The organism is Bacillus sp. JCM 19034, from assembly GCF_001310635.1.
Classification (GTDB): domain Bacteria; phylum Bacillota; class Bacilli; order Bacillales; family Bacillaceae_D; genus Halalkalibacter.
Genome location: NZ_BAXR01000009.1, coordinates 19166 through 41585 on the forward strand (window position 1 = coordinate 19166; position 22420 = coordinate 41585).

The following is a 22420-nucleotide window of genomic DNA, read 5'->3' on the forward strand; positions in this document are numbered from 1 at the left end:
AATTGGGTTTGTCTTCTTGGCAAATCCAGTTTTTTTTGAGCACAGACAACATTGTTCTTAATTGTCACTAATGTTAAGAGACGATATACTTTTAAATAAATAGGGAGAAATAGAAAAGAGGGATAGTTTGAAACGTTCACATATTACAGGAAGTTTTCAATTAATGAAATCATTAAATCGCTCGGTTATTTTGACTATTATTCGAGAACATGGACCGATTTCAAGAGCTGATATTGCAAAGCAAACGAAATTAACACCACCAACTGTAACAAACATTGTCTCAGAATTACTAGAAACCGGTATTATTAAGGAGAGTGCTATTGGTGAATCAAAAGGTGGACGAAAGCCGATCTTGCTAACAATTGAAGCAAAGCATTCATTTATTATCGGTGTCGATGTCGGTGGCCATTCAGTAAGGGCGGTGTTAACGGATCTTGATGCAACGATAGATAAACAAGTAACCCACGCCTTACCTCCAAAAATGGATGAACATGCATTCTTAAATGTATTAAAGAAAGTGATTATGCATTTAATCGAACGTACTACTTGTTCAAAAGATAAAATTATTGGTATAGGGGTAGGGATGCATGGCATTGTCGATCATCAAAGCGGGGTTGCAGTTTTTGCACCAAATTTTAACCTTTCACACATACCCATTAAGGAACGGTTGGAACAAACCTTTGGGATTACAACTTATGTTGAAAATGATGCCCGAGCACTTGCTTTAGGAGAATCATGGTTTGGAAACGGAAAAGACATTGACCATGTACTCTGTGTAAATGTTGGTACAGGAATTGGAGCAGGTGTCATATTAAATAATGAATTATTTTATGGGCATCATGGTACAGCAGGTGAAATTGGCCATACGATTGTTGATATAAACGGGGAGAAATGCCAATGTGGTAGCTATGGTTGTTTGCAAACAGTAGCGAGTAGTATCGCACTTCAAGAAAGAGCATTAGAACAACTGAAAAAAGGACGAGAATCGATTCTAACCACTGAAGGGTTAACTGGAGAGCGTATTCATGAATGTGCTCTGAAGGGTGACCGATTATCGATTGAAATATTGGCTGAAACAGGAACCTATTTAGGCGTAGGTATTTTAAATATGATTCATTTTATGAATCCTGAAAAAGTAATTATTGGTGGTGGTGTTTCAAGAGCAGGAGATTTCGTTTTAGAGCCGTTGAAAAAAGTAATACGAACGAAAGCACTGACAGAAGAGGCAAGAAATACTGAAATTGCTTTATCACACTTAGGAGAAAATGGAACGGTTATTGGTGCGGTGACTATTGTATTGAAGCAAATTTTTACAAGAAATAATGCTGTTTCAATATAATATCTATGATATAATACTTAATAAAATAAATTAAGAAACTTATCGTAGGCTATTGGAGGTTTGTAATGGATAATCAATTAGTTAAGGATTGCTTTATGAAAGAGTTTTCAGCAAATTCTTTAGAACAGGTACGTACTTTTTTTGCACCGGGACGAGTTAATTTAATTGGTGAACATACCGATTATAACGGAGGCTTTGTCTTTCCTACAGCATTAACAATCGGAACATACATGGCGATCCGTCCACGTGAAGACGAACTTTGTACGTTAACTAGTACAAACTTTGATCAGAAGGTGAGCTTTTCACTTGATGATGTCACCTATAAAGATGAGGATGATTGGGGGAATTACCCTAAAGGGATTATCAATGAGCTGCTTAAGGTAACAGATTCCTTAAAAGGAATAGATGTCGTTTATCATGGGACAATTCCAAATGGAGCAGGGTTATCATCGTCTGCTTCAATAGGAATGGTTACTGCTTTTGGGTTAAGTGAATTATTTGATGTTTCTTTATCTAGAGTTGAGCTAGCGAAGCTTTGTCAGCGTATGGAAAATCACTTTATAGGAGTGAACAGTGGAATAATGGATCAGTATGCTGTCGGTTTATGTAAAGAAAAGCATGCGATTTATTTAAATACGAATACAATGGAAGCACATGATGTCCCGCTCGAACTTGGTCCACATAAAATTGTCATTACGAACACAAACAAAAGACGTGGTTTAGCGGATTCGAAATATAATGAACGTCGAGCAGAATGTGAAGAAGCATTAGCGATTATCAAGCAATATCGACCTGAGTGGAATACATTAAGCGATGCGAAGGTCGATGATCTAGCTTTCATTGAAGCTACGTTAGACGATGATGTTTTGTATCGCCGAGTAAAGCATATCGTGACGGAAAATGCACGAACAGAGGATGCGAAATTAGCTCTTGAATCTGGTGATTTAAAACGATTTGGCAAAAGAATGCTAGAATCACATATTTCATTACGTGATGATTATGAGGTAACAGGTGAAGCGTTAGATGCCTTATTTGATGCACAACGTGTAATCGATGGCTGCATTGGAACGAGAATGACAGGAGCAGGCTTTGGCGGCTGCTCTGTGAGTATCGTTGTAGAGGACCAAGTTGCTGCATTTAAAGAACAGGTTGAAAAGACGTATAAGGCATTAACGGGATTAGAGCCATCTTTTTATATCTGTGAAGCAGGAAATGGCGTTTCGGAAATTTAAAAATAGAGTGGCAAAGGAGGAACTACAATGGCAATTTTAGTTGTTGGAGGAGCAGGTTATATTGGAAGTCACACTGTTATGTATTTGCGTGAACAAGGTGAGGACGTTGTTATAATAGATAGTCTTGAAACAGGTCATAAAGAAGCTACATTAGGTGCAACATTCTATGAGGGCTCTACTGAGGATGAAGCAATTTTAGATGAAATTTTTTCGAAGCATGAGATAGACTCAGTCATTCACTTTGCAGCTTATTCATTAGTTGGCGAAAGTGTTGGAAATCCTTTAAAGTACTATGAAAATAATGTATTAGGGACTTATAAGCTCGTGAAGAAAATGCAGGAGCATGATGTGTCACGCATAGTCTTCTCATCAACTGCAGCAACTTACGGTGAACCTGTTTCGATACCAATTAAAGAATCAGATCCGACTATTCCAACTAATCCATATGGAGAGACGAAACTGGCCATTGAACGAATGTTGAAATGGTGTGACCAAGCATATGGACTAAGGTCGGTTTGCTTACGTTATTTTAATGCAGCTGGAGCTGACCCAAATGGGAAGATTGGTGAGGATCATACACCTGAATCACATTTAATTCCAATTGTATTACAAGTTGCATTAGGGCAACGAGATCACGTGCAAATTTTTGGAGATGATTATGATACAAAAGATGGTAGCTGTATACGTGATTACATCCATGTTCTAGATCTAGCTCAAGCTCATTACTTAGCCGTGCAATCTTTACGAGAAAAATCCGAAAGTGCAATTTATAACTTAGGCAATGGTGCTGGATTTACGGTAAAAGAAGTGATTGAAACTTGTCGGGAAGTGACTGGTCAACCTATTCCTGCACATGTAGCTTCAAGACGAGCAGGAGATCCAGCAACATTGATTGCTTCATCACAAAGAGCAAAAGAGGAATTAGGCTGGCAGCCAAAGTATCCTGCGTTAAAAGAAATTATTACACATGCTTGGAATTGGCACAAAGCTCATCCAAATGGTTTTAGTTCTTAATCTGAACAAAAAGTTACCTCAGTAAATTGGTATAACTGAGGTAACTTTTATTTTTTTAGAAAGACGTTCGATGTTTTTTAAAAAAGCACTTGTAATTGGTAAGTTAATGGTATAATAGTTGTTGGTTATGGATGAAATTGTTGAGGAGGACCTGTTATGAATTGGTATGAAAAATATGAACAGTGGGCAAGCTTCACAGATTTAGAAAATGATTTGAAACAGTCATTGGAGCAATTAAAAATCAGCCTGATTTACTAGAAGATAGCTTTTATAAAAATTTAGAGTTCGGGACAGGTGGGATGCGTGGAGAGATTGGTCCTGGTACGAACCGGATGAATACATATACGATTCGCCGAGCGGCAGAAGGATTAGCGAGGTACATAGAATCACAAGGGAAAACAGCAAAAAAACGTGGAGTAGCCATTGCGTTTGATTCTAGACATAAGTCAAAAGAATTTGCGTTAGAAACGGCATTAACGTTGGGAAAGCACGGCATTCAAACGTATGTATTCGATGAATTGCGTCCTACGCCAGAGCTTTCTTTTGCTGTACGTTATTTACATGCTGCAGGGGGAGTTGTGATTACGGCAAGTCATAATCCACCTGAATACAATGGATTTAAAGTGTACGGTGACGATGGTGGTCAGCTTCCTCCAGGTCCTGCAGAAGAACTAGTTCAGTATGTGAATTCGGTAGAGAATGAGTTGGAAATTTCCGTTGCTAATGAAAGTGAATTAAAGGACAGTCAATTATTGAAATTTGTATCTGAAGAGATCGATGAAGCGTATAATAAGGCACTTTCCTCTATTCTTATTCAAAAAAGCTTAAGCAAAGAAGCAGGTCGTGATGTGAAGATTGTTTTTACACCATTACATGGTGCGGCAAATCTTCCGGTTAGACGTGCGTTAGAAAGTAATGGATTTACAAATGTAATAACTGTATCAGAACAAGAGTTGCCAGATCCAAACTTTTCAACGGTAGGCTCGCCTAATCCAGAAGAACATGCTGCATTCAAGCTGGCAATTGAGCTAGGAGAAAAGGAAAATGCGGACGTATTATTAGCAACGGATCCAGACGGGGACCGTGTTGGTGTAGCTGTTAGAAATCACGAAGGAGAGTTTGTAGTTCTAACTGGAAACCAGACCGGAGCTCTTATGTTAGATTACATCTTAACAGAAAAGCAACGTCAACAATCGTTACCTGAAAATGGTGTTGTATTAAAAACAATCGTCACTTCTGAAATTGGCCGTGCGATAGCAGATCGTTTCAAAATGACGTCAGTAGATACGTTAACTGGCTTTAAATTTATTGGTGAGAAAATCAAACAGTATGAACAGTCAGGAGAACATCAATTTTTATTTGGGTATGAGGAGAGCTACGGCTATTTAATTGGTGACTTTGTCCGCGATAAAGATGCTGTGCAAGCGTGCTTATTTGCTGCAGAGCTAACTGCTTATTACAAAACGAGAGAACTGACATTATATGATGGATTATTAGAAGTGTTTGATAAATACGGATACTATCAAGAAGGTTTAGAATCACTTACACTAAAAGGGAAGGCGGGTGTTGAAAAAATTCAGCATATTTTAGCGACCTTCCGTAGTGAACCACAGACGGTTATCGGTGGTGAAAAGGTCGTAACAGTTGAAGATTATCAAACGAGTATCGCGACACACTTAGAAACAGGTCAAACGAATGAAATTACGTTACCTAAATCAAATGTTTTAAAATATAAGCTTGCTGATCAGTCTTGGTTCTGTATTCGTCCGTCTGGAACTGAGCCAAAAGTGAAATTTTATTTTGGTGTCAACAAAGGAACGTTAGAAGAGAGTCAAAAAGCGTTACAATCATTAAGAACAAATGTTATGGCGAAAGTTCAATCACTTGTATAAAGTGTTAAGTCTGCAAAGATCGTATTCTTTGCAGGCTTTTTTTATAAAGGATCTAAAAAGGTGAAGGCGAATTCGCAGGTGGCATCGGTTCAGTTTGTTACACGCATTAATGAAATTAGTAAAGCTTCAAAAATTGCAACATCATTTCCTAAGGAAACTTTATTAAATAAATTTACTAACTTCTATGTTTAGTGTAAACTGAAGATGTGTATCTGATACTAAGATAACGAAAGGATGCGTGAATGATGAGCATTCATATGCAGATTGAGCGTTTAATTCAATATGGAGTACAAAAGGGTTTAGTAGAAAAAGAGGATGTTATTTGGACACGAAATCAATTATTGAATATTTTGTCATTGGATGCAGCTGAGGAAGTGACTGTAGCAGAAGAATGTTTAAATACACCTGTTACGATTTTAAACAATATTTTAGATTGGGCTGCAAAAGAGAAACAGCTTGAATCCAATTCCGTTGCGTACCGTGATCTTCTTGATACTGAATTGATGGGGGCTTTAACAAAACGTCCTTCTGAAGTAATTCGCAGCTTTTTTACTAAATATGAAGATGAAGGGCCGGATGCTGCAACAAACTATTTATATCAATTATGTAAAGACGTTCATTATATCCGGACAGATCGTATTGCAAAGAATGAGCATTGGTATGCGAATACGAATTATGGCGAGCTAGAAATCACGATTAATTTATCGAAGCCTGAGAAAGATCCGAAGGCAATTGCAGCTGCAAAAAAGCTTGAAAGCAATCATTATCCTAATTGTTTATTATGTGTTGAAAATGTAGGTTATCACGGACGAATTAATCATCCAGCACGACAAAATTTGCGAACAATACCAATTAAACTGAATAATGAAAATTGGCATATCCAATTTTCACCGTATGTGTATTATAACGAGCATGCAATTGTTCTAAAAGAAAAACATGAGCCAATGAAGATAAGCCATTTATCGTTTCAACGTCTTCTTGATTTTGTTGAACAGTTCCCTCATTATTTCTTAGGATCCAATGCTGACTTGCCAATCGTTGGAGGTTCAATTTTAAGTCATGATCATTTCCAAGGTGGAGCACATGATTTTCCGATGGCAAAAGCAGATATGGAAGAGTTATTTTCATTTGAACGTTTTCCTTCAGTACAAGCGGGAATCGTGAAATGGCCCATGTCGGTATTACGATTACAGTCGAAAAATAAGGCAGAATTAGTACATGCTGCTGATTTTATTCTACAAGCTTGGCGTTCATATGAAGATCCAAAAGTAGATGTGTTAGCGTATACTGGTGATATACCACATAATACAATTACACCGATTGCCCGTATGAGGGGAGATTTATTTGAATTAGATTTAGTACTCCGCAATAATCGGACAACGGATCAGCATCCTGATGGTGTATTTCATCCTCATCAGCACGTTCACCATATAAAGAAAGAAAATATTGGGCTAATTGAAGTAATGGGGTTAGCTGTTCTCCCTGGACGTTTGAAAACGGAACTAAAGCAAGTTGCACACTATATCGCAGCGAGAGAACGCGGTGAAGCTGTAACGGCAATAGATGAAATTAAGCAACACTTAAAATGGGCTGAACAGGTAATGAGTAAACACACTTATATATCAGAAGAGTCATTTGAACAACTATTACGTCATGAGCTCGGTTCAGTATTTTTAGAAATTTTACATCATGCAGGTGTTTTTAAGCGTGATGAGGTTGGGAAAGCGGCGTTTCTTCGCTTTGCTTCTCACATTGGAGCGATGAGAGCATAACAGGATAACACATGATTTCCCTCTTTCAATCATATAAAAATAAGAGAGCACGTATTGAAGGAGGGAATCTATAATGTCGCTAATCGAAAAGGAACTAGAATATGCGATTTCGGAGATTACGGAAATTGCTGATGGATTTGGGCTAGATTTTTATGAAATGAGATATGAAATTTGTCCAGCCGATATTATTTATACATTTGGTGCTTATGGTATGCCTACAAGATATAGTCATTGGTCTTTTGGTAAACAGTATCATAAGATGAAGCTCCAATATGATCTAGGTTTAAGTAAGATTTATGAGCTTGTTATTAATTCTGATCCTTGTTATGCCTTTCTGTTAGATAGCAATACGTTAATACAGAATAAATTGATCGTTGCCCACGTACTTGCACATTGTGATTTCTTTAAAAATAATGTCCGGTTTTCAAATACTAGGCGGGACATGGTTGAAAGTATGAGTGCAACAGCTGAGCGAATTGCCAATTATGAACATCAATACGGTAAAGAAGAGGTAGAACGCTTTTTAGATGCAGTGTTAGCCATTCAAGAGCATATTGACCCAAGCCTTGTTCGACCAAAGTTACAATGGTCAAAAAATGACCCAGAAGAAGATGAAGTAGTACAACGAAAACGTTCGGAGTATGAAGATTTATGGGATTTGGATGAAAAGAAAGACGCGGAAAAACCTAAGACAAAAAAGTCATTCCCACCAAAACCAGAAAAGGACTTATTATTATTTATTGAAGAATATAGTCGGGAGCTTGAACCTTGGCAACGTGATGTGTTAACGATGATGCGTGAAGAAATGCTCTATTTTTGGCCGCAGCTTGAGACGAAAATCATGAATGAGGGTTGGGCTTCTTATTGGCATGCTCGTATACTACGCAAAATGGATTTAACGAGTGAAGAGACAATTGAATTTGCTAAACTAAATGCTGGAGTGATTCAACCTTCAAAAACAACGATTAATCCCTATTATTTAGGACTGAAAATTCGAAGATATCGAAAAACAATATGATAACCCAACGAAGGATATGAAAGACAGACAAGGAATAAAGCACGGGAGCGGCAGGGAAAAAATCTTTGAAGTTCGAGAGATTGAATCGGATATTTCATTTATACGAAATTATTTAACGAAGGATCTTGTTATGAATGAAGATATGTACTTATTTCAAAAGCAAGGAAATGAGTATAAAATAGTCGATAAAGAATGGGAGCACATTCGTGACCAACTTGTTCTTTCTCGAGTAAACGGCGGTTTTCCGTATTTAGTTGTAACAAATGGTGATTATATGAAAAACGGCGAACTGTATATTACACACCGATATGAAGGAACAGAGCTAGATGTTAGCTATTTAGAAAAAGTACTCCCATATATTTATCAACTTTGGGGAAGGACGGTTCACTTGGAAACGAAAGTGAATCATAAAGCGATTACATTTGTTTATGATGGAAATAAGGTTCACCGTAAATATTTATAATGATGGTATCGTTCTAGAGTGATTCCCACTGCTTGAGCTTCCCGCAGTGGGACAATTGCTGTTTAATCACATATGGATGGTTTACGAGGGGTAAACATTTTACTAAAAAAATTGAAAACGTTTTATTTATTTATTGACTTCTAGATTGTACTAGGTTTAATATAGTGTTTAGTTTCATAAAATCATTCGAGACTCTAAATAATTTCATAGAGTTATAGAATGTACATATTATGAGGTGAGGAAAAATGGATACATTTAAACGTTTGAAGGAATTTTATTGGCCATTTAGATCATTGTTCATATTGTCGTTATTGGCATTAGTTGTTGTGACAATTATGACAGTTTTGTATCCGATGATTTTAGCGTTCACTATTGATGAAGCAATTGAAAATGGTCGATTTGAATTAATTCCGTATTTGGCATTAGCGATTATGGGGACGATGATTATAAAAGGTGGTGCTGTTTACGTTCATCAATATTTAGGGGACTTATTTGGCATTAAGGCGGTTCGCAAATTACGCGATACGCTATATGAAAAACTACAATATTTACCGTTCCGCTATTATGATAATGCTAAAACCGGTGATTTAATGTCACGTTTAACAGCAGATGTCGAGGCTTTTCGTTTTTTCTTGTCATTTGGCTGTGCTCAAGCATTAAATATTATATTACTCGTTGGCTTCAGTATGTCTGTTATGTTTTATTACTCCGTTCCACTAACTCTCGTTTCGATGGTTACACTCCCTTTTCTTGTTATTAGTGTATTGAAATTTGATAAGCGTATTCATCCAGGATTTCGTGGAATTCGTAAATCATTAGCACGTCTTAACACTAAAGTTCAAGAAAATGTAAGTGGTATGAACACAGTTAAAGCGTTATCACAAGAAGACGAAGAAATTAGTCGCTTTGCTGATTCGAACGAGGATTATCTTAAAAAGCATATTGATTTATCAAAAATATGGGGTCGCTATTTTCCTCTTATGGAGTTTCTCGGTAATTTATCTGCTGTTATCTTATTAGCATATGGTGGATATTTGGCCATCCAAGGAAGTATACAAATTGGTCAACTAATTGCCTTTTTTAGTTTAGTTTGGTTTATCATTGGACCAATTATGCAATTAGGGTTTATTGTAAATATGTTTTCACAATCGAAAGCATCTGGTGAACGTTTGATTGAAGTTTTAGAGGAACCAGTGCGACCGGATGATGCAAAGGAAAATGTCTTGAAAGAGAAAGAAGATTTTGTTGGTGAAGTTATTTTTAACAACGTTTCACTAACATACGGTTCTAAGCAACAACAAGCACTAAAGGATATTTCATTTGAAGCAACAAAAGGTAAAACAGTTGGATTAGTAGGAGCAACAGGGTCTGGGAAGTCAAGCATTATCCAATTAATTACACGTTTTTACGAACGAAGCTCTGGCGAGATTTTGATCGATGGCCGTCCAATTGAAGATTATAAATTACAAGAATTGCGTGAACAGATTGGAGCAGTATTGCAAGAAACGTTTCTATTTTCGTCAACGATTCGCGATAACATTGCTTACGGGCGTCCATCTGCAACGATGGAAGAGATTATTGATGCAGCTAAACGTGCAGATGCCCATGAATTTATTTCAGAGTTACCAGACGGCTATGATACCGTCTTAGGAGAACGTGGTCTAGGGTTATCTGGAGGTCAAAAGCAACGGATTGCGATTGCTCGTTCAATTATTATGGATCCACGAATTTTAATACTTGATGATGCAACGAGTGCTGTTGATATGCAAACAGAGGTTAAAATACAACGTGCTTTTCAAGAAGTCATGGAAGGAAGAACGACATTTATTATTGCTCACCGTATCTCGTCCGTAAAGCATGCTGATGAAATTCTCGTCTTGGATCAGGGTGAAATTATTGAGAGGGGTACACATGATGAATTACTAGCATTAGAAAATGGGCAGTACCGACGTATTTATGATATTCAAAACCAAGATCAGGAATATGTTCTACAACAAGCATGAAAGGGGGAGCAGCGATGAGCCAAGCACATACTGAAACAACACGTACTCAATCACAAAAGAGATCACGATTTCACTATACTGTTGAACAAATCATTGATAAGCCATTTAATTGGAAGCAAATGCTCCGGTTATTAGGTTATATGAAGCCTTATGCAAAAAGTTACCTACCTAAAACGATTATTGCCATGCTTATTGTTAGTGCAGTACGCTTAGCCGCACCGATTTTATCGGTTGGTCTATCGATTATGCAATTGCTCCTGGTGATATGTCATTAATGGTTACTATCGCACTAACTGTACTAGTTATGTATGTTGCGTCATGGTTAGCGAATGTGTTCCGCATTCGTTGGATGAATGAGTTAGGACAGCATATGATTTACGACATTCGTAGAGCACTATTTAATCATATTCAACGATTATCTCATCGTTTCTTTGACCAACGTTCGGCAGGCTCGATATTAGTTCGAGTTATTAACGATGTCAATTCAATGCAAGACCTTTTTACAAATGGTGTCGTTAACTTAATTATGGACATCGCCATGCTTATCGGGATCGTCGTGATTTTATTTTCATTAAGTCCAGAACTTGCAATTTTAGTATTAATTATTGTACCGATCATGTTTTTTATTTCAACAAAACTGAGAAAAGACATTCGACGTTCTTGGCAAAAGGTCCGTATTCGTCAATCTAAATTAAATTCTCATTTAAATGAGAGCATTCAAGGTATCCGTGTCACTCAGGCATATGCACAAGAGCATGAGAATATGGAGTTCTTTGATGGGGTCAACACTGATAACTATGAAAGCTGGAGAGAAGCAACGAAAAAAAATGCGATCTTTCGTCCATTTGTTGAATTGGCTGGAGCAATTGGAACCGTTATTTTAATTTGGTACGGTGCTTATTTGCTACAGTCTGATACGAGCACACTCACACTTGGTATATTCGTTTCCTTTGCTTTCTATTTAGGGATGTTCTGGGAGCCGATTTCCCGTTTAGGTCAAGTGTATAATCAATTGTTAGTCGGTATGGCTTCGTCAGAGAGAATCTTTGAATTTTTAGATGAGAGACCTTCTGTTCCTGAAAAGGATGATGCTGTTGTGTTACCTAGCGTTAAAGGAGAAGTGATCTTTGAAGGAGTTGAATTCTCTTATGACGAGAAGAGAAAGGCATTGCACCGAATCGATTTAACTTTTAATGCTGGTGAGACGATTGCACTTGTCGGCCATACCGGATCAGGTAAGTCAACGATCGTTAATTTAATAAGTCGTTTTTACGACCCAACGAGCGGAAGAGTCTTGCTTGATGGTGTTGATTTACGCGATTTGAAGCTGGATGATTTACGAAAGCATGTTAGTTACGTCCTCCAAGATACATTTATCTTTTCAGGGACAATAATGGAAAATATACGTTTTGGAAGACCTCAAGCAACCGATGAAGAAGTGAAACATGCTGCTCAAGCTATTGGAGCACATGATTTTATCATGAAGCTTGAAGATGGATATAATACGGAAGTAGAGGAAAAAGGAAGCGTGCTTTCTGTTGGTGAACGGCAATTATTATCGTTTGCCCGGGCATTGCTTGCAGATCCGAAAATTTTAATTCTCGACGAAGCGACTGCAAGCATTGACACTGAAACAGAATTAAAAATTCAAGAAGGACTGAAAAAACTGTTGGCTGGGCGAACTGCTATTATGATTGCACATCGCTTATCAACGATTCGTGACGCAGATAATATTATCGTCCTGGAGCACGGACGGATTTTAGAACAAGGAACACATGAACAATTAATGGATTCCCGTGGTGCATATTACCATTTAGTGAAATCACAATACGCTGCGATGATGGAAAAATAATGAGGCAATATATAAGAAAGAGAATAGTGAAAATGCTATTCTCTTTTCTTTTATAGTACGGATAATCGTCTATATACACATAAGGTAGTACGTTTTTGAAAAAGCCATTTGCTTAATTTTATTTCGTTGACTTTCCAAAGGAATAAGGTAGTATATATATATAATATTCAAAATTTTATTACAAATTGAGGTGCGTTAGATGAAGTATGCATTTTCAGACAGAGTGAAACACCTCCAATCATCAGCTGTTCGTGATATTTTAAAGGTTGTTGGCAAGGGGGACATTATTTCGTTTGCAGGTGGTTTACCTGATGATGATCTATTCCCTATTGAAGGTATTAAAGATGCTTTTAATCGGACATTTCATACTGGCAAACAGGCAATGCAATATGCTGAGACCGAAGGGTTACGACCATTGCGTGAAGTGATTATTGATCGGATGGGAAAGAAGGGGATTGAGAGTTATTCACCAGACGATGTACTTATTACTACGGGATCGCAGCAGGCAATTGATTTGTTTGCAAGAATTATGTTAGGTCCTGGTGATGTTGTATTAACAGAAGATCCGACCTATTTAGCTGCCTTACAAGTCTTTCGCTCATATGAGGCTAACGTGATTGCTGTTGATTCAGATGATGAAGGCATGATACCAGAAGACTTAGAGCGAAAGCTAAAGGAATATCGTCCAAAGTGCGTGTATGTTGTTCCCACATTTTCTAATCCGGCAGGACGTTTATGGACTTTAGAGCGTCGGCAGAAATTAGTAAACCTTGTTCATAAACATAAAGTCGTTGTATTTGAAGATGATCCATATGGTGAGATTCAATTTGATCGAAGTGAATCGTATACCCCACTAGCGGCACTTGATGATGGTACACATGTTTTATATACTAGTACGTTTTCAAAAACGGCTGTACCTGCATTACGAACGGGTTGGATCGTAGGACCATATCAAGTCATTCGAATGATGGCACAAGCGAAACAGGCAAATGATCTTCATTCTAATTCCTTATCACAACATGCTTTATATCAATTATGCTGCCACTTTGATTTAGATGCACATATTCAAAAAATAAGTGATACGTATAAGAGTCGAATGGAGGCGATGGTTGCTTTTTTGGAGAAGGCTGCTGTTCCTGGCCTAACCTTTGTAAAGCCAAAGGGAGGAATGTTTATTTGGATTGAAGTGGATCCTTGTTTAGACATGAAGGCACTTTTAAATAAAGCAGTTGATCGCGGGGTCGCATATGTTCCAGGGGAGCCTTTCTATGCAGGAAAACCAAAGAAAAATACGATGCGATTAAACTTCACCCATGCTACTCCTGACAAAATTGAAAAAGGGTTAACCGTTTTACTTGAATTAATTAAAGAAGAGATGGAAAGTCATGCGATTCCCTCAAACTGAGCGAGCGCTTTGTCAGTTGAGTTAATAGTAAAAAAACCACCAGTCTATTAAAAGACTGGTGGTTTTCGATTAGGATATTAGAACGGGTTAATTGATGTAATGAATACGAATAAAATTGCAATTGGTGCAATGTAACGTAGGATAAAGATCCACGTACGACCTAAGAACGTGTTACCGAAATCTGACGCACTTAATGCTTCAGATTTCTTCCAACCCCAGCCCATAAAGAGAGCAATAATTAATCCGCCAAGTGGTAAGAATACATTTGAAGCAATGAAATCAACGGAATCAATAATATCTAAATCCCATAAACCATAGCCTGCTAACACGCCTTGCGAAAGAGCTGAAGGGAGTCCTACTATAAAGATTACGAAACCGACGACCAATGTTGCTGTTTTACGATTCCATTTAAATTTGCGAATAAAGTAAGCAACGGCTACTTCTAATAGTGAAACACCTGAAGTTATCGCCGCAGCTGCTAGTAGGAAGAAGAATAGAATCGCAAATAACCAACCTAACGTAAAGCTACTAAATACATCCGGCATGACAACAAAGACTAGACCAGGACCCGATGCTGGGTCAACACCAAATGCGAATACGGCAGGGAAAATCATGATTCCTGCAATTACTGCAAATAATGTATCTAACGTAACAACACTTGCTGCTGCCCCAGGAAGCTTTTCTTGTTTGGATAAGTAGCCACCATATGTGATTAATGCTCCCATCCCTAAGCTAAGAGAGAAAAATGCTTGACCTAATGCAGCTAAATAAATGTTTGGATCAGTAAGTGCTGACCAATCTGGCGAAAATAAGAAAGATAACCCTTCCTTAGCACCACCAAGAGTAAGACCATAAACCGATAAAAGAATTAATAAAACTCCTAATAATGGCATTAAAATTTTATTAGCTCGTTCTATACCTTTTTTAACCCCAACATACACAATACCAATCGTTAACGTCATAAAAATAAATTGCCATAAAATTGGATATCTTGGACTTTCAATAAAATTACCGAAAAAGTCTCCATATCCTTCAGCAGGAGCTGACCAAAGGTTACCATTTAAATAATTAAATAAGTAATTAAATATCCAACCTCCAATAACTCCATAAAACGATAAGATCATGAAAGCAGCAGCTACACCCATTATTCCTGCTATTTTCCATGGTTCTCCAGGAGCTAAACGTTCTCCACCAGGTGATAATTTCTCAAATGAACCGACCGCATCACTTTGTGCTTTACGGCCAATTGTGAACTCAGCCATTACAATTGGAAAACCGATTAGAACAATCATAGCTAAATAAATAATAAGAAATGCAGCACCACCGTTTTCACCAGCAACATAGGAAAAACGCCAAATGTTCCCTAGTCCTACGGCTGAACCCATTGCTGCTAAAATAAATCCAACCCGAGTTGCCCATTGTTCACGGCTAGGCTCTTGATTTAAGGCCATTGTATGTCCTCCTTTATAATAAAAATGAACTAATTTCAGCATTTAATATACCATACAAAAGATAATGTGAACAGACTAATTTTTATATTTTTCTTACAATTCTAAAAATTATTGTTACTTAATAAAGCGGTGATTGGTTTAAACTACCATTAATTTTAAAAAAACAAAATACATAAACGCAACGAAAATAAACCAAACTATAGATACACAAGGAGGTGAGACAACATGCCAAACAACAACAGTTCAAACCAACTTGTCGTACCTGGTGTACAACAAGCATTAGACCAAATGAAGTTGGAAATTGCATCAGAATTTGGAGTTCAACTTGGACCGGATGCGACTTCTCGTGCAAATGGCTCAGTTGGAGGAGAAATCACTAAGCGTTTAGTTCAAATGGCTGAACAACAAATGGGTGGTCAGCTACGTTAATCAAGTTAATATAGGTTGGCATGAGGTGTCCTTCATTGAAAGGGGCACCTCTCTTTAACGTCAGAATATTTTGAGGGATACTATGGGAATGTGCCCTGTTTGTAATGGGTTGAATGAGTTAAAGGTGACGTGCAACCACTGTCATAGTGAGCTTATTGATTATGGCAGAATGATGGATTATGGAGAGAAATACGATGCGTATATGCCTATAGAATTGCAGAAGCTAGATAATGGTATAAAATATGATCAAAGAGACGAAAAATGTATTCATTATGTTGTATGTCCCAATTGTCAAGAGCCTTCTTTATTACAAATTAAAGAATGGTAGCGGACAATGAAATAAAAAAAGAAGGTGTTTTCCATTTATGGAAGAGCACCTTCTTTTATGTTATTACTTTTTAATAACTTCCTCAGTATCTTTGTCAAAGAAGTGAGCTTTATTCATATCTAATGCAAGCTCAACAGTTTGACCGCTTGTAATGTCAGTACGAGAATCAATACGTGCTACTAATTCTTGACCACTAACTGTCGAATAAAGAATCGTTTCAGCACCCATTAATTCTGCTACATCGATTTTCGCTTGAATTTTCGTTTCAGGTGAACCTTCAAGGAATACAAGCTCATCATGGATCGATTCAGGACGAATACCGAGAATTAATTCTTTACCGTCATAGCCTTTTTCTTTTAGGAATGAAAGCTTTCCAGCAGGTACTTTAATTGAAACTTCGCCGATTTTGAAATATTCACCTTGTAGTGTTCCATGTAGGAAGTTCATAGAAGGTGAACCGATGAAACCACCAACGAATACGTTAGCTGGGTTGTCATAAACTTCTTTCGGCGTACCAACTTGTTGGATAACTCCTAGTTTCATAATAACGATTCGTGTTGCCATCGTCATCGCTTCTGTTTGGTCATGTGTAACGTAAATCGTTGTAGCTTGAAGACGCTTATGAAGCTTAATAATTTCCGCACGCATTTGAACACGAAGCTTAGCATCTAAGTTTGAAAGTGGCTCATCCATTAAGAACACTTGTGGGTCACGAACGATTGCACGACCTAGTGCAACACGTTGACGCTGACCACCTGACATTGCTTTAGGCTTACGATCGAGCATTTCTTCAAGTCCTAGAATTTTTGCTGCATCTGTAACACGACGCTTAATTTCATCTTTCTTAAACTTACGAAGCTTAAGACCAAACGCCATATTATCGTATACATTCATATGTGGATAAAGGGCATAGTTTTGGAAGACCATTGCAATATCACGATCTTTTGGAGCAACATCGTTCATACGCTTATCGCCAATATATAGATCCCCTTTAGAAATATCTTCAAGACCTGCAATCATACGTAAAGTTGTCGACTTACCGCAACCAGATGGACCAACGAATACGATAAATTCTTTGTCCTCAATATCAAGGTTGAAATCAGTAACCGCTGTAACATCCCCATCATAAATTTTATAAACATTTTTTAACGTAATATCTGCCATGTGTGATCCTCCTCAATTTGATTTAACTAGATTGTAACCCTTTTCTTTTTATAACACTATGGCAAGCTTGCACAAAAAAAATGTAAGCGTTTTTGTGCAAGTTGCCAATTATGATCTCGTATCTAATAATAATAAAGCTAAATAGAGCAAAGATGCATGGGTAAATTGTCTAAGGTCAAGGTTGGTTCGTTCAGTAAACTTATCAATTCGGTATTGTAAGCTGTTTCGATGAAGGTGAAGGGCTTTTGCAGCTTGTGAAATGTTTAAATTATGTTCTAAATAAACCGTCATACTCTTTATGAAATCCTTGTCAAAACGTAAGTCCTCATCAAGCAGTCGCGATAGAAATTGTTCTCGATTTTCTATTGTTAACGATTCAAGCAGTAGGTATGGAATCGCTTCATGTTCGTAAAAAACACGGCGAATGACTTTTGCTTTGATCAAGGAATTCATACATGCCAATTCCCAGTTCAATCTCCCCTTTGTTTTTTCAACTTGATGACTTGAGCCAACAAGTAATGTCATATCAACATAAAAATCGGAGGCAATTGCTTGATTAATGCTAATAAAATCTGGAAGTTCTTCTTCCATTTCCGTATCAAGTATGATTATGCCACGTGTGGCAGAAGTCCATACAATAATAACAGGCGTATCTAAAATCGTATTCCACACGTCACGAAATGAATCAAGGTCATCGATTCTTTTATCAAGGGTGAAATGAATCATCCGAATGACTTTTGGTTCCCGTGGCTGACTACCATCATTGAGCAAAAAGGAACTCCAGTTTTCTTCATGAATGCTGACTGGTTTCGGAGTAGAATCAATCGGGTTAAACAGCATTGTTAATAGAAGCTGCTCATTATCAGTTAGTTGATCTTTTAAAAAGCCAATTGGCTGCTTCGTTTCATCCTCAAGCCATAAAACGTTTTCGTATTTTTCGTTTGTTTCCGTTACAATAGCGTGTTGGAATTGGTTCAGTATTTTTTCATTCAATGTTGCATTCTCCTTATTGCTTGTTTCATTATGTTAAGTATAGCAAAAAGAACGCAAAAATAGGTAAAAACCTACATTTACGTTCTTTAAAAATTCGGATGCGATCATTGTTTTAAAAAAAATATGGGTAGATTCGCGGGTGACGCCGGCTCCGTTCTATTGAATAAACGCTATCACTAGAAAGAATCGACGCACCTCCCAAACATTTAAGAAAGCTGCAAGTTATTGTCTTGAGTGGGGTGGGTCTTCCCGCTCTAGGCTTCCTCTTGTTTCTTCAATCAATCCTGCATCATTTTCATGTACTGTTCCACCTGCTAAGCCTTCATTAATCATGCGGTCAACATCGATAAATCCTTTTTCTCTTGCCTTTTGATCTGGGATAAATGATTTCTTTTTCTTCAATAATGTCACACCTTTTTATCTTTTTATCAACTTATAAAAATAGGGTGTGGGAATACGCTATCATTTATTCACGAAACGACATCCTCTATGTTCCAATGACCGCCACCAAACCATAGATAGTTCGTATTCTGTTTCTGTTCGTACGAGAAGCAAACAAGTCCAGATTCAAGGGCTGTTTTGATCATCTTTTCATCGTTGTATCTAACCTTCGTGTAAAAAACACCAAGCCGGTCTATAATAGAATCAATTAATCGTTTATGAAAATGCTTATGCAAAAAAGCTGGTAACAGAATCAGCTCCGAAAGGTGAATCCCATACCGACTTATTATCGTTGCACCGATCATTTGTCCTTCCCAAAAAGCTAAAGATATGCATGTACCAGGTTTATTAATATCATTCTTCTTTAGATGAAACAGCCAACGATAAAGGGAATGATCTGTCCCTTTTTCATAACGACGGATAAATAATAATAGTGGCCAACGATACTTCTCCCAAAGGTTTGGAGTGATTTCAATTATTTTCATCTTTTTGCCTCCTATAAATGAAAATTAGAAAACCAAATACTAGATAGGAGAGTGCACGTATCGTATACTATGTGATAAATGCCTATTTTGTGAAATGTAGAAAAGGAGTGAAGGGTAAGATTGGACGTTTTCTGGTTAATTATATTTATGGTCATGATCGGTGCAATAATTGGAGGATTAACGAATTCACTTGCAATAAAAATGTTGTTTCGCCCGTATAAAGAAATGAGAATTGGGCGTTTTCTGGTCCCTTTTACACCTGGTGTGATTCCGAAGCGACGACATGAATTAGCTCAGCAATTAGGAAGATTGGTGATTGATTATTTAGTTACAGCTGACGGTATAGCAAAAAGGTTAATGAGTTCAACGTTTATTGATGGTTTAACTAAGTGGCTTCAAAATGAAGCTAAACAATTACTTGTAAGTAAACAAACAGGTGAACAGCTACTTGAGAAACAATTAGGGATTACCGGCTTTAAACAATCACTAACTGAAAAATCAAAGCAGCTTGTAGCAAATGGATATCGTCGCTTTTTTACGAAGCATCGTTTTCATTCGTTGGACGAGCTCTTGCCAACTTCATTTAAAGAAAAAATTGATAAGCAAATACCAGTTTTAACGGATTATATATTAGATCGAGGTGAGGCATACTTACAAAGTTCAGAAGGAAAAGAACAATTAAGTATCATGATTGATCGTTTTTTAGTTCAAAAGGGAACGATAGGCAATATGATTTCCATGTTTTTAGGGAACGACCGATTAGTTGATAAAGTTCAACCGGCGGTGATTAAAGGCTTACAAGATCCTGAAACACGGCGAGTAGTGAAACAATTTATCGAGCAGGAATGGAATAAATTAAAGCAAAAGCAACTACATGTAGTCGAACATTATTTAAATGAGAAAGAGGTTGTTTCATACATCCAGCAGGCCATTGAAGAAAATGTACCATTATTTGATTGGTTAGACACACCATTAAACGAATGGGCACCTCAATATGAGGGAGCAGTGATGGAGCAAGTCATTCCTATGACAGTTGACTTAGTTATCGGTTTAATAGCAACTCATTTAGAAACCATTCTAGGGCATGTACATTTAGATGACATCGTTAAGGAACAAGTTGAAGCATTTTCAGTAGAACGTCTTGAAGAATTAGTGTTATCCATTTCTAAACGAGAGTTTAAAATGATTACATACTTAGGAGCTTTTCTAGGTGGCTTTATCGGTCTTTTACAAGGGATATTGCTGATGATTATCCGGTAAAATCAAAAATAAAATCGTTTGCATTTGACGCTTCTCCTATGGACTGTTATAGTCGTAGGGATACTTTTATTAGGAGGACGTTACATGTCTACAATTATTGAAAAAGCTCAAGAATTGAAGCAAACGTTAGCTGAGAGTGAAGAATTTACAACGTTACGTTCATTACACGGGCAAATTAATGCAGATGAAGTAGCAAAGAGAATGTTAGATAATTTCAGAAAGCTACAGTTGGAGCTTCAGCAAAAGCAAATGCAAGGCATTCAAATTAGCCAAGAGGAAGCGGAGCAAGCACAAAAACAATTTGAGCTTGTTCAACAACATGAACTAATTGCTAAGCTAATGGAAGCAGAGCAAACATTAAGTACAGTTATCGGTGATATAAACAAGATTATTACAGAGCCATTAGAAGAGATCTATGGTAATCCGGAACAGTAAGAACTAAGATTATAATTGAAAAAAAGCGACTACTCTCAAGTAGTCGTCTTTTTTATGTTTAGGAATGGAAATCATATCCTGCAATTTAAAAAATTCCTCATTCTTGAACAGGTCCGTATTTGTCTCACTTTGAAACTTTCTTTCTAATCATTACAGCAATATGTAAGACTAGCCCGACCATTACCCCTAAAAAGATCGAACCGAGAATGCTCATTAGAACTGATTGTGGCTCCTGATTAGGGTAATCAAATGATGATAAGACATTAAATAAGATTATAGGATATAAATAGAAACTTAACGTTTTTTCATAATGAAAAGTGCCGTACTCCTCTACGTATTACTTAGTATCATCATCTGAGTATAAAGGATCTTTTTCTAGACGTCTAGTTCTAATATTCATCTTTCGCTCATATGTTGTGAAGAATAGCAAGACTTGGACATCAAGAGAAGGAGGAACCGAATATGGCTTATAAGTTAATTGCCTTAAACATTGATGAGACGCTTGTTAAAGCGAATGCAAAGTTAACTCGGCAAACAAAAGAGGCAATTGAATATGTAAAAGCAAAAGATGTTTATGTCACATTAGCGACATCGAGACCTTTTATATCTGCAAAAAAAAATTGCTAAAGCGTTAAAAGTAGACGGCTGCTTAATAACGAGTGATGGTGCGTTCGTTGGAGCAAATGAGAAAGAACCCGTTTTTGTTCGTAGAATTTTTGAGGAGAGAGCCTTGCAGATCCTTGATATTTTAGAAAGGTATCCATGTCATATTCGCGTTTGGAACGAAGAGTATGCACTTGGAAATAAAGTGAAGCAAAAGAATCAATTGATTGCAAAAATGACGATAGGTGTCGGGGATCCGCTTTTCTATCCAATCCACTTTGTTGATTCGGTTTGCGAACAAATAATGGAGAATCCTTTTGCTCCGTTAAAAATACAGGCACAATTTTTTGATGATCTTGAACAGCAGCGTGCACTTTCACAGCTGCAACAAGCTACTAAAGGTGCCCATATTATAAGTCCAGCACAAGGAAGAATTGAATGTGTAGCACAGGGCGTATCAAAGGCACGATCTTTACAAAGGTTAGGGAATCACTTGCAAATTTCTGCAAATGAAATGGTGGCCATCGGAGCAGAAGACTATGACATTGATATGCTCCAACAGGTAGGTTTAGGTGTTGCAATGGGCAATGCCACTAAACAGGTTAAAGAGGCTGCTGACTGGGTTACACGTTCGATAGAACAAAATGGAGTTGCTTATATGATTAAAGAAGTATTTAGAAAGCAAATGAGAATAAATGTATAGTATCGATTTGAGGCGACTCAACCAACTTGTTGGTTGAGTCGTCTTTTTTGTACTTATTGAGAAGTTTTGAATAAATAGATGAGATGTGGACAAGTTTCCTCGATTAGTGTAAGCTTATAAATCGTATATATGAGTGAG

General features: G+C 37.3%; 17 protein-coding genes and 3 pseudogenes. 15 read left to right on the forward strand and 5 right to left on the reverse strand.

Translation table 11 applies throughout. The features are described from left to right. The first annotated feature begins 127 nt into the window (after nt 1-127). From JCM19034_RS13535 to JCM19034_RS13575, 9 genes and pseudogenes are all read left to right on the forward strand, one after another. The gene (locus JCM19034_RS13535; RefSeq protein ID WP_231686960.1) at nt 128-1339 is read left to right on the forward strand and encodes an ROK family transcriptional regulator; all 1212 of its coding nucleotides are present in this window, start codon (nt 128-130) and stop codon (nt 1337-1339) included. A gap of 65 nt (nt 1340-1404) precedes the next feature. Next, nucleotides 1405-2571 (forward strand): galactokinase, encoded by a 1167-nt coding sequence (locus tag JCM19034_RS13540; protein WP_062050547.1) that lies wholly within the window; start codon nt 1405-1407, stop codon nt 2569-2571. A gap of 27 nt (nt 2572-2598) precedes the next feature. After that, nucleotides 2599-3585 carry a UDP-glucose 4-epimerase GalE gene (gene galE / locus JCM19034_RS13545; protein ID WP_062050549.1) on the forward strand — a complete coding sequence of 329 codons (987 nt, stop codon included), beginning with the start codon at nt 2599-2601 and terminating at the stop codon, nt 3583-3585. A gap of 156 nt (nt 3586-3741) precedes the next feature. After that, nucleotides 3742-5477, forward strand: a pseudogene (locus tag JCM19034_RS13550) (phospho-sugar mutase). A gap of 245 nt (nt 5478-5722) precedes the next feature. After that, complete coding sequence (gene galT, locus JCM19034_RS13555) at nt 5723-7249, forward strand: UDP-glucose--hexose-1-phosphate uridylyltransferase (RefSeq protein WP_062050552.1); 1527 nt, start codon at nt 5723-5725, stop codon at nt 7247-7249. Between the two features lie 73 nt (nt 7250-7322). Continuing rightward, nucleotides 7323-8730: pseudogene (locus tag JCM19034_RS13560) on the forward strand (SpoVR family protein). Nucleotides 8731-8975: 245 nt separating this feature from the next. Next, entirely contained in the window at nt 8976-10733 is a 1758-nt protein-coding gene (locus tag JCM19034_RS13565) for an ABC transporter ATP-binding protein (protein ID WP_062050554.1), read from the forward strand. 14 nt (nt 10734-10747) lie between these two features. Continuing rightward, a pseudogene (locus JCM19034_RS13570) lies at nt 10748-12585 on the forward strand (ABC transporter ATP-binding protein). A gap of 199 nt (nt 12586-12784) precedes the next feature. Then, nucleotides 12785-13990: a PLP-dependent aminotransferase family protein gene (locus tag JCM19034_RS13575; protein WP_062050556.1), complete on the forward strand. Its 1206-nt coding sequence runs from the start codon at nt 12785-12787 to the stop codon at nt 13988-13990. A gap of 77 nt (nt 13991-14067) precedes the next feature. Here JCM19034_RS13575 and JCM19034_RS13580 read toward each other — a convergent pair whose 3' ends face one another. After that, nucleotides 14068-15441, reverse strand: coding sequence for a sodium-dependent transporter (locus tag JCM19034_RS13580; RefSeq protein WP_062050559.1), 1374 nt, complete (start codon nt 15439-15441; stop codon nt 14068-14070). Nucleotides 15442-15666: 225 nt separating this feature from the next. Here JCM19034_RS13580 and JCM19034_RS13585 point away from each other — a divergent pair, with 225 nt between their 5' ends. Both JCM19034_RS13585 and JCM19034_RS13590 read left to right on the forward strand, forming a co-directional pair. Then, nucleotides 15667-15870, forward strand: a complete 204-nt coding sequence (locus tag JCM19034_RS13585; protein WP_062050560.1) for an alpha/beta-type small acid-soluble spore protein — start codon at nt 15667-15669, stop codon at nt 15868-15870. 82 nt (nt 15871-15952) lie between these two features. After that, entirely contained in the window at nt 15953-16198 is a 246-nt protein-coding gene (locus JCM19034_RS13590) for a hypothetical protein (RefSeq protein ID WP_062050562.1), read from the forward strand. A 63-nt stretch (nt 16199-16261) separates the two neighbouring features. Here JCM19034_RS13590 and JCM19034_RS13595 read toward each other — a convergent pair whose 3' ends face one another. The 4 genes from JCM19034_RS13595 to JCM19034_RS13610 form a co-directional block, all read right to left on the reverse strand. Beyond that, the gene (locus JCM19034_RS13595; RefSeq protein WP_062050564.1) at nt 16262-17362 is read right to left on the reverse strand and encodes an ABC transporter ATP-binding protein; all 1101 of its coding nucleotides are present in this window, start codon (nt 17360-17362) and stop codon (nt 16262-16264) included. 108 nt (nt 17363-17470) lie between these two features. Further along, on the reverse strand, nt 17471-18355 hold the full coding sequence (locus tag JCM19034_RS13600) for a CdaR family transcriptional regulator (protein WP_062050565.1): 885 nt from the start codon (nt 18353-18355) through the stop codon (nt 17471-17473). Between the two features lie 222 nt (nt 18356-18577). Then, a complete protein-coding gene (locus JCM19034_RS13605) occupies nt 18578-18757 on the reverse strand; it encodes a hypothetical protein (protein ID WP_062050566.1) in 180 nt (59 codons plus the stop codon). A gap of 68 nt (nt 18758-18825) precedes the next feature. Further along, nucleotides 18826-19281, reverse strand: coding sequence for a hypothetical protein (locus JCM19034_RS13610; RefSeq protein WP_062050567.1), 456 nt, complete (start codon nt 19279-19281; stop codon nt 18826-18828). A gap of 120 nt (nt 19282-19401) precedes the next feature. Here JCM19034_RS13610 and JCM19034_RS13615 point away from each other — a divergent pair, with 120 nt between their 5' ends. From JCM19034_RS13615 to JCM19034_RS13625, 4 genes are all read left to right on the forward strand, one after another. Further along, complete coding sequence (locus JCM19034_RS13615; RefSeq protein WP_062050568.1) at nt 19402-20541, forward strand: DUF445 domain-containing protein; 1140 nt, start codon at nt 19402-19404, stop codon at nt 20539-20541. An 84-nt stretch (nt 20542-20625) separates the two neighbouring features. After that, nucleotides 20626-20976 (forward strand): YlbF family regulator, encoded by a 351-nt coding sequence (locus tag JCM19034_RS13620; RefSeq protein WP_062050570.1) that lies wholly within the window; start codon nt 20626-20628, stop codon nt 20974-20976. A 462-nt stretch (nt 20977-21438) separates the two neighbouring features. Then, complete coding sequence (locus tag JCM19034_RS24170) at nt 21439-21603, forward strand: HAD family hydrolase (RefSeq protein WP_269431707.1); 165 nt, start codon at nt 21439-21441, stop codon at nt 21601-21603. Between the two features lie 25 nt (nt 21604-21628). Then, the gene (locus JCM19034_RS13625) at nt 21629-22282 is read left to right on the forward strand and encodes an HAD hydrolase family protein (protein ID WP_269431708.1); all 654 of its coding nucleotides are present in this window, start codon (nt 21629-21631) and stop codon (nt 22280-22282) included. Nucleotides 22283-22420 lie beyond the last annotated feature (138 nt).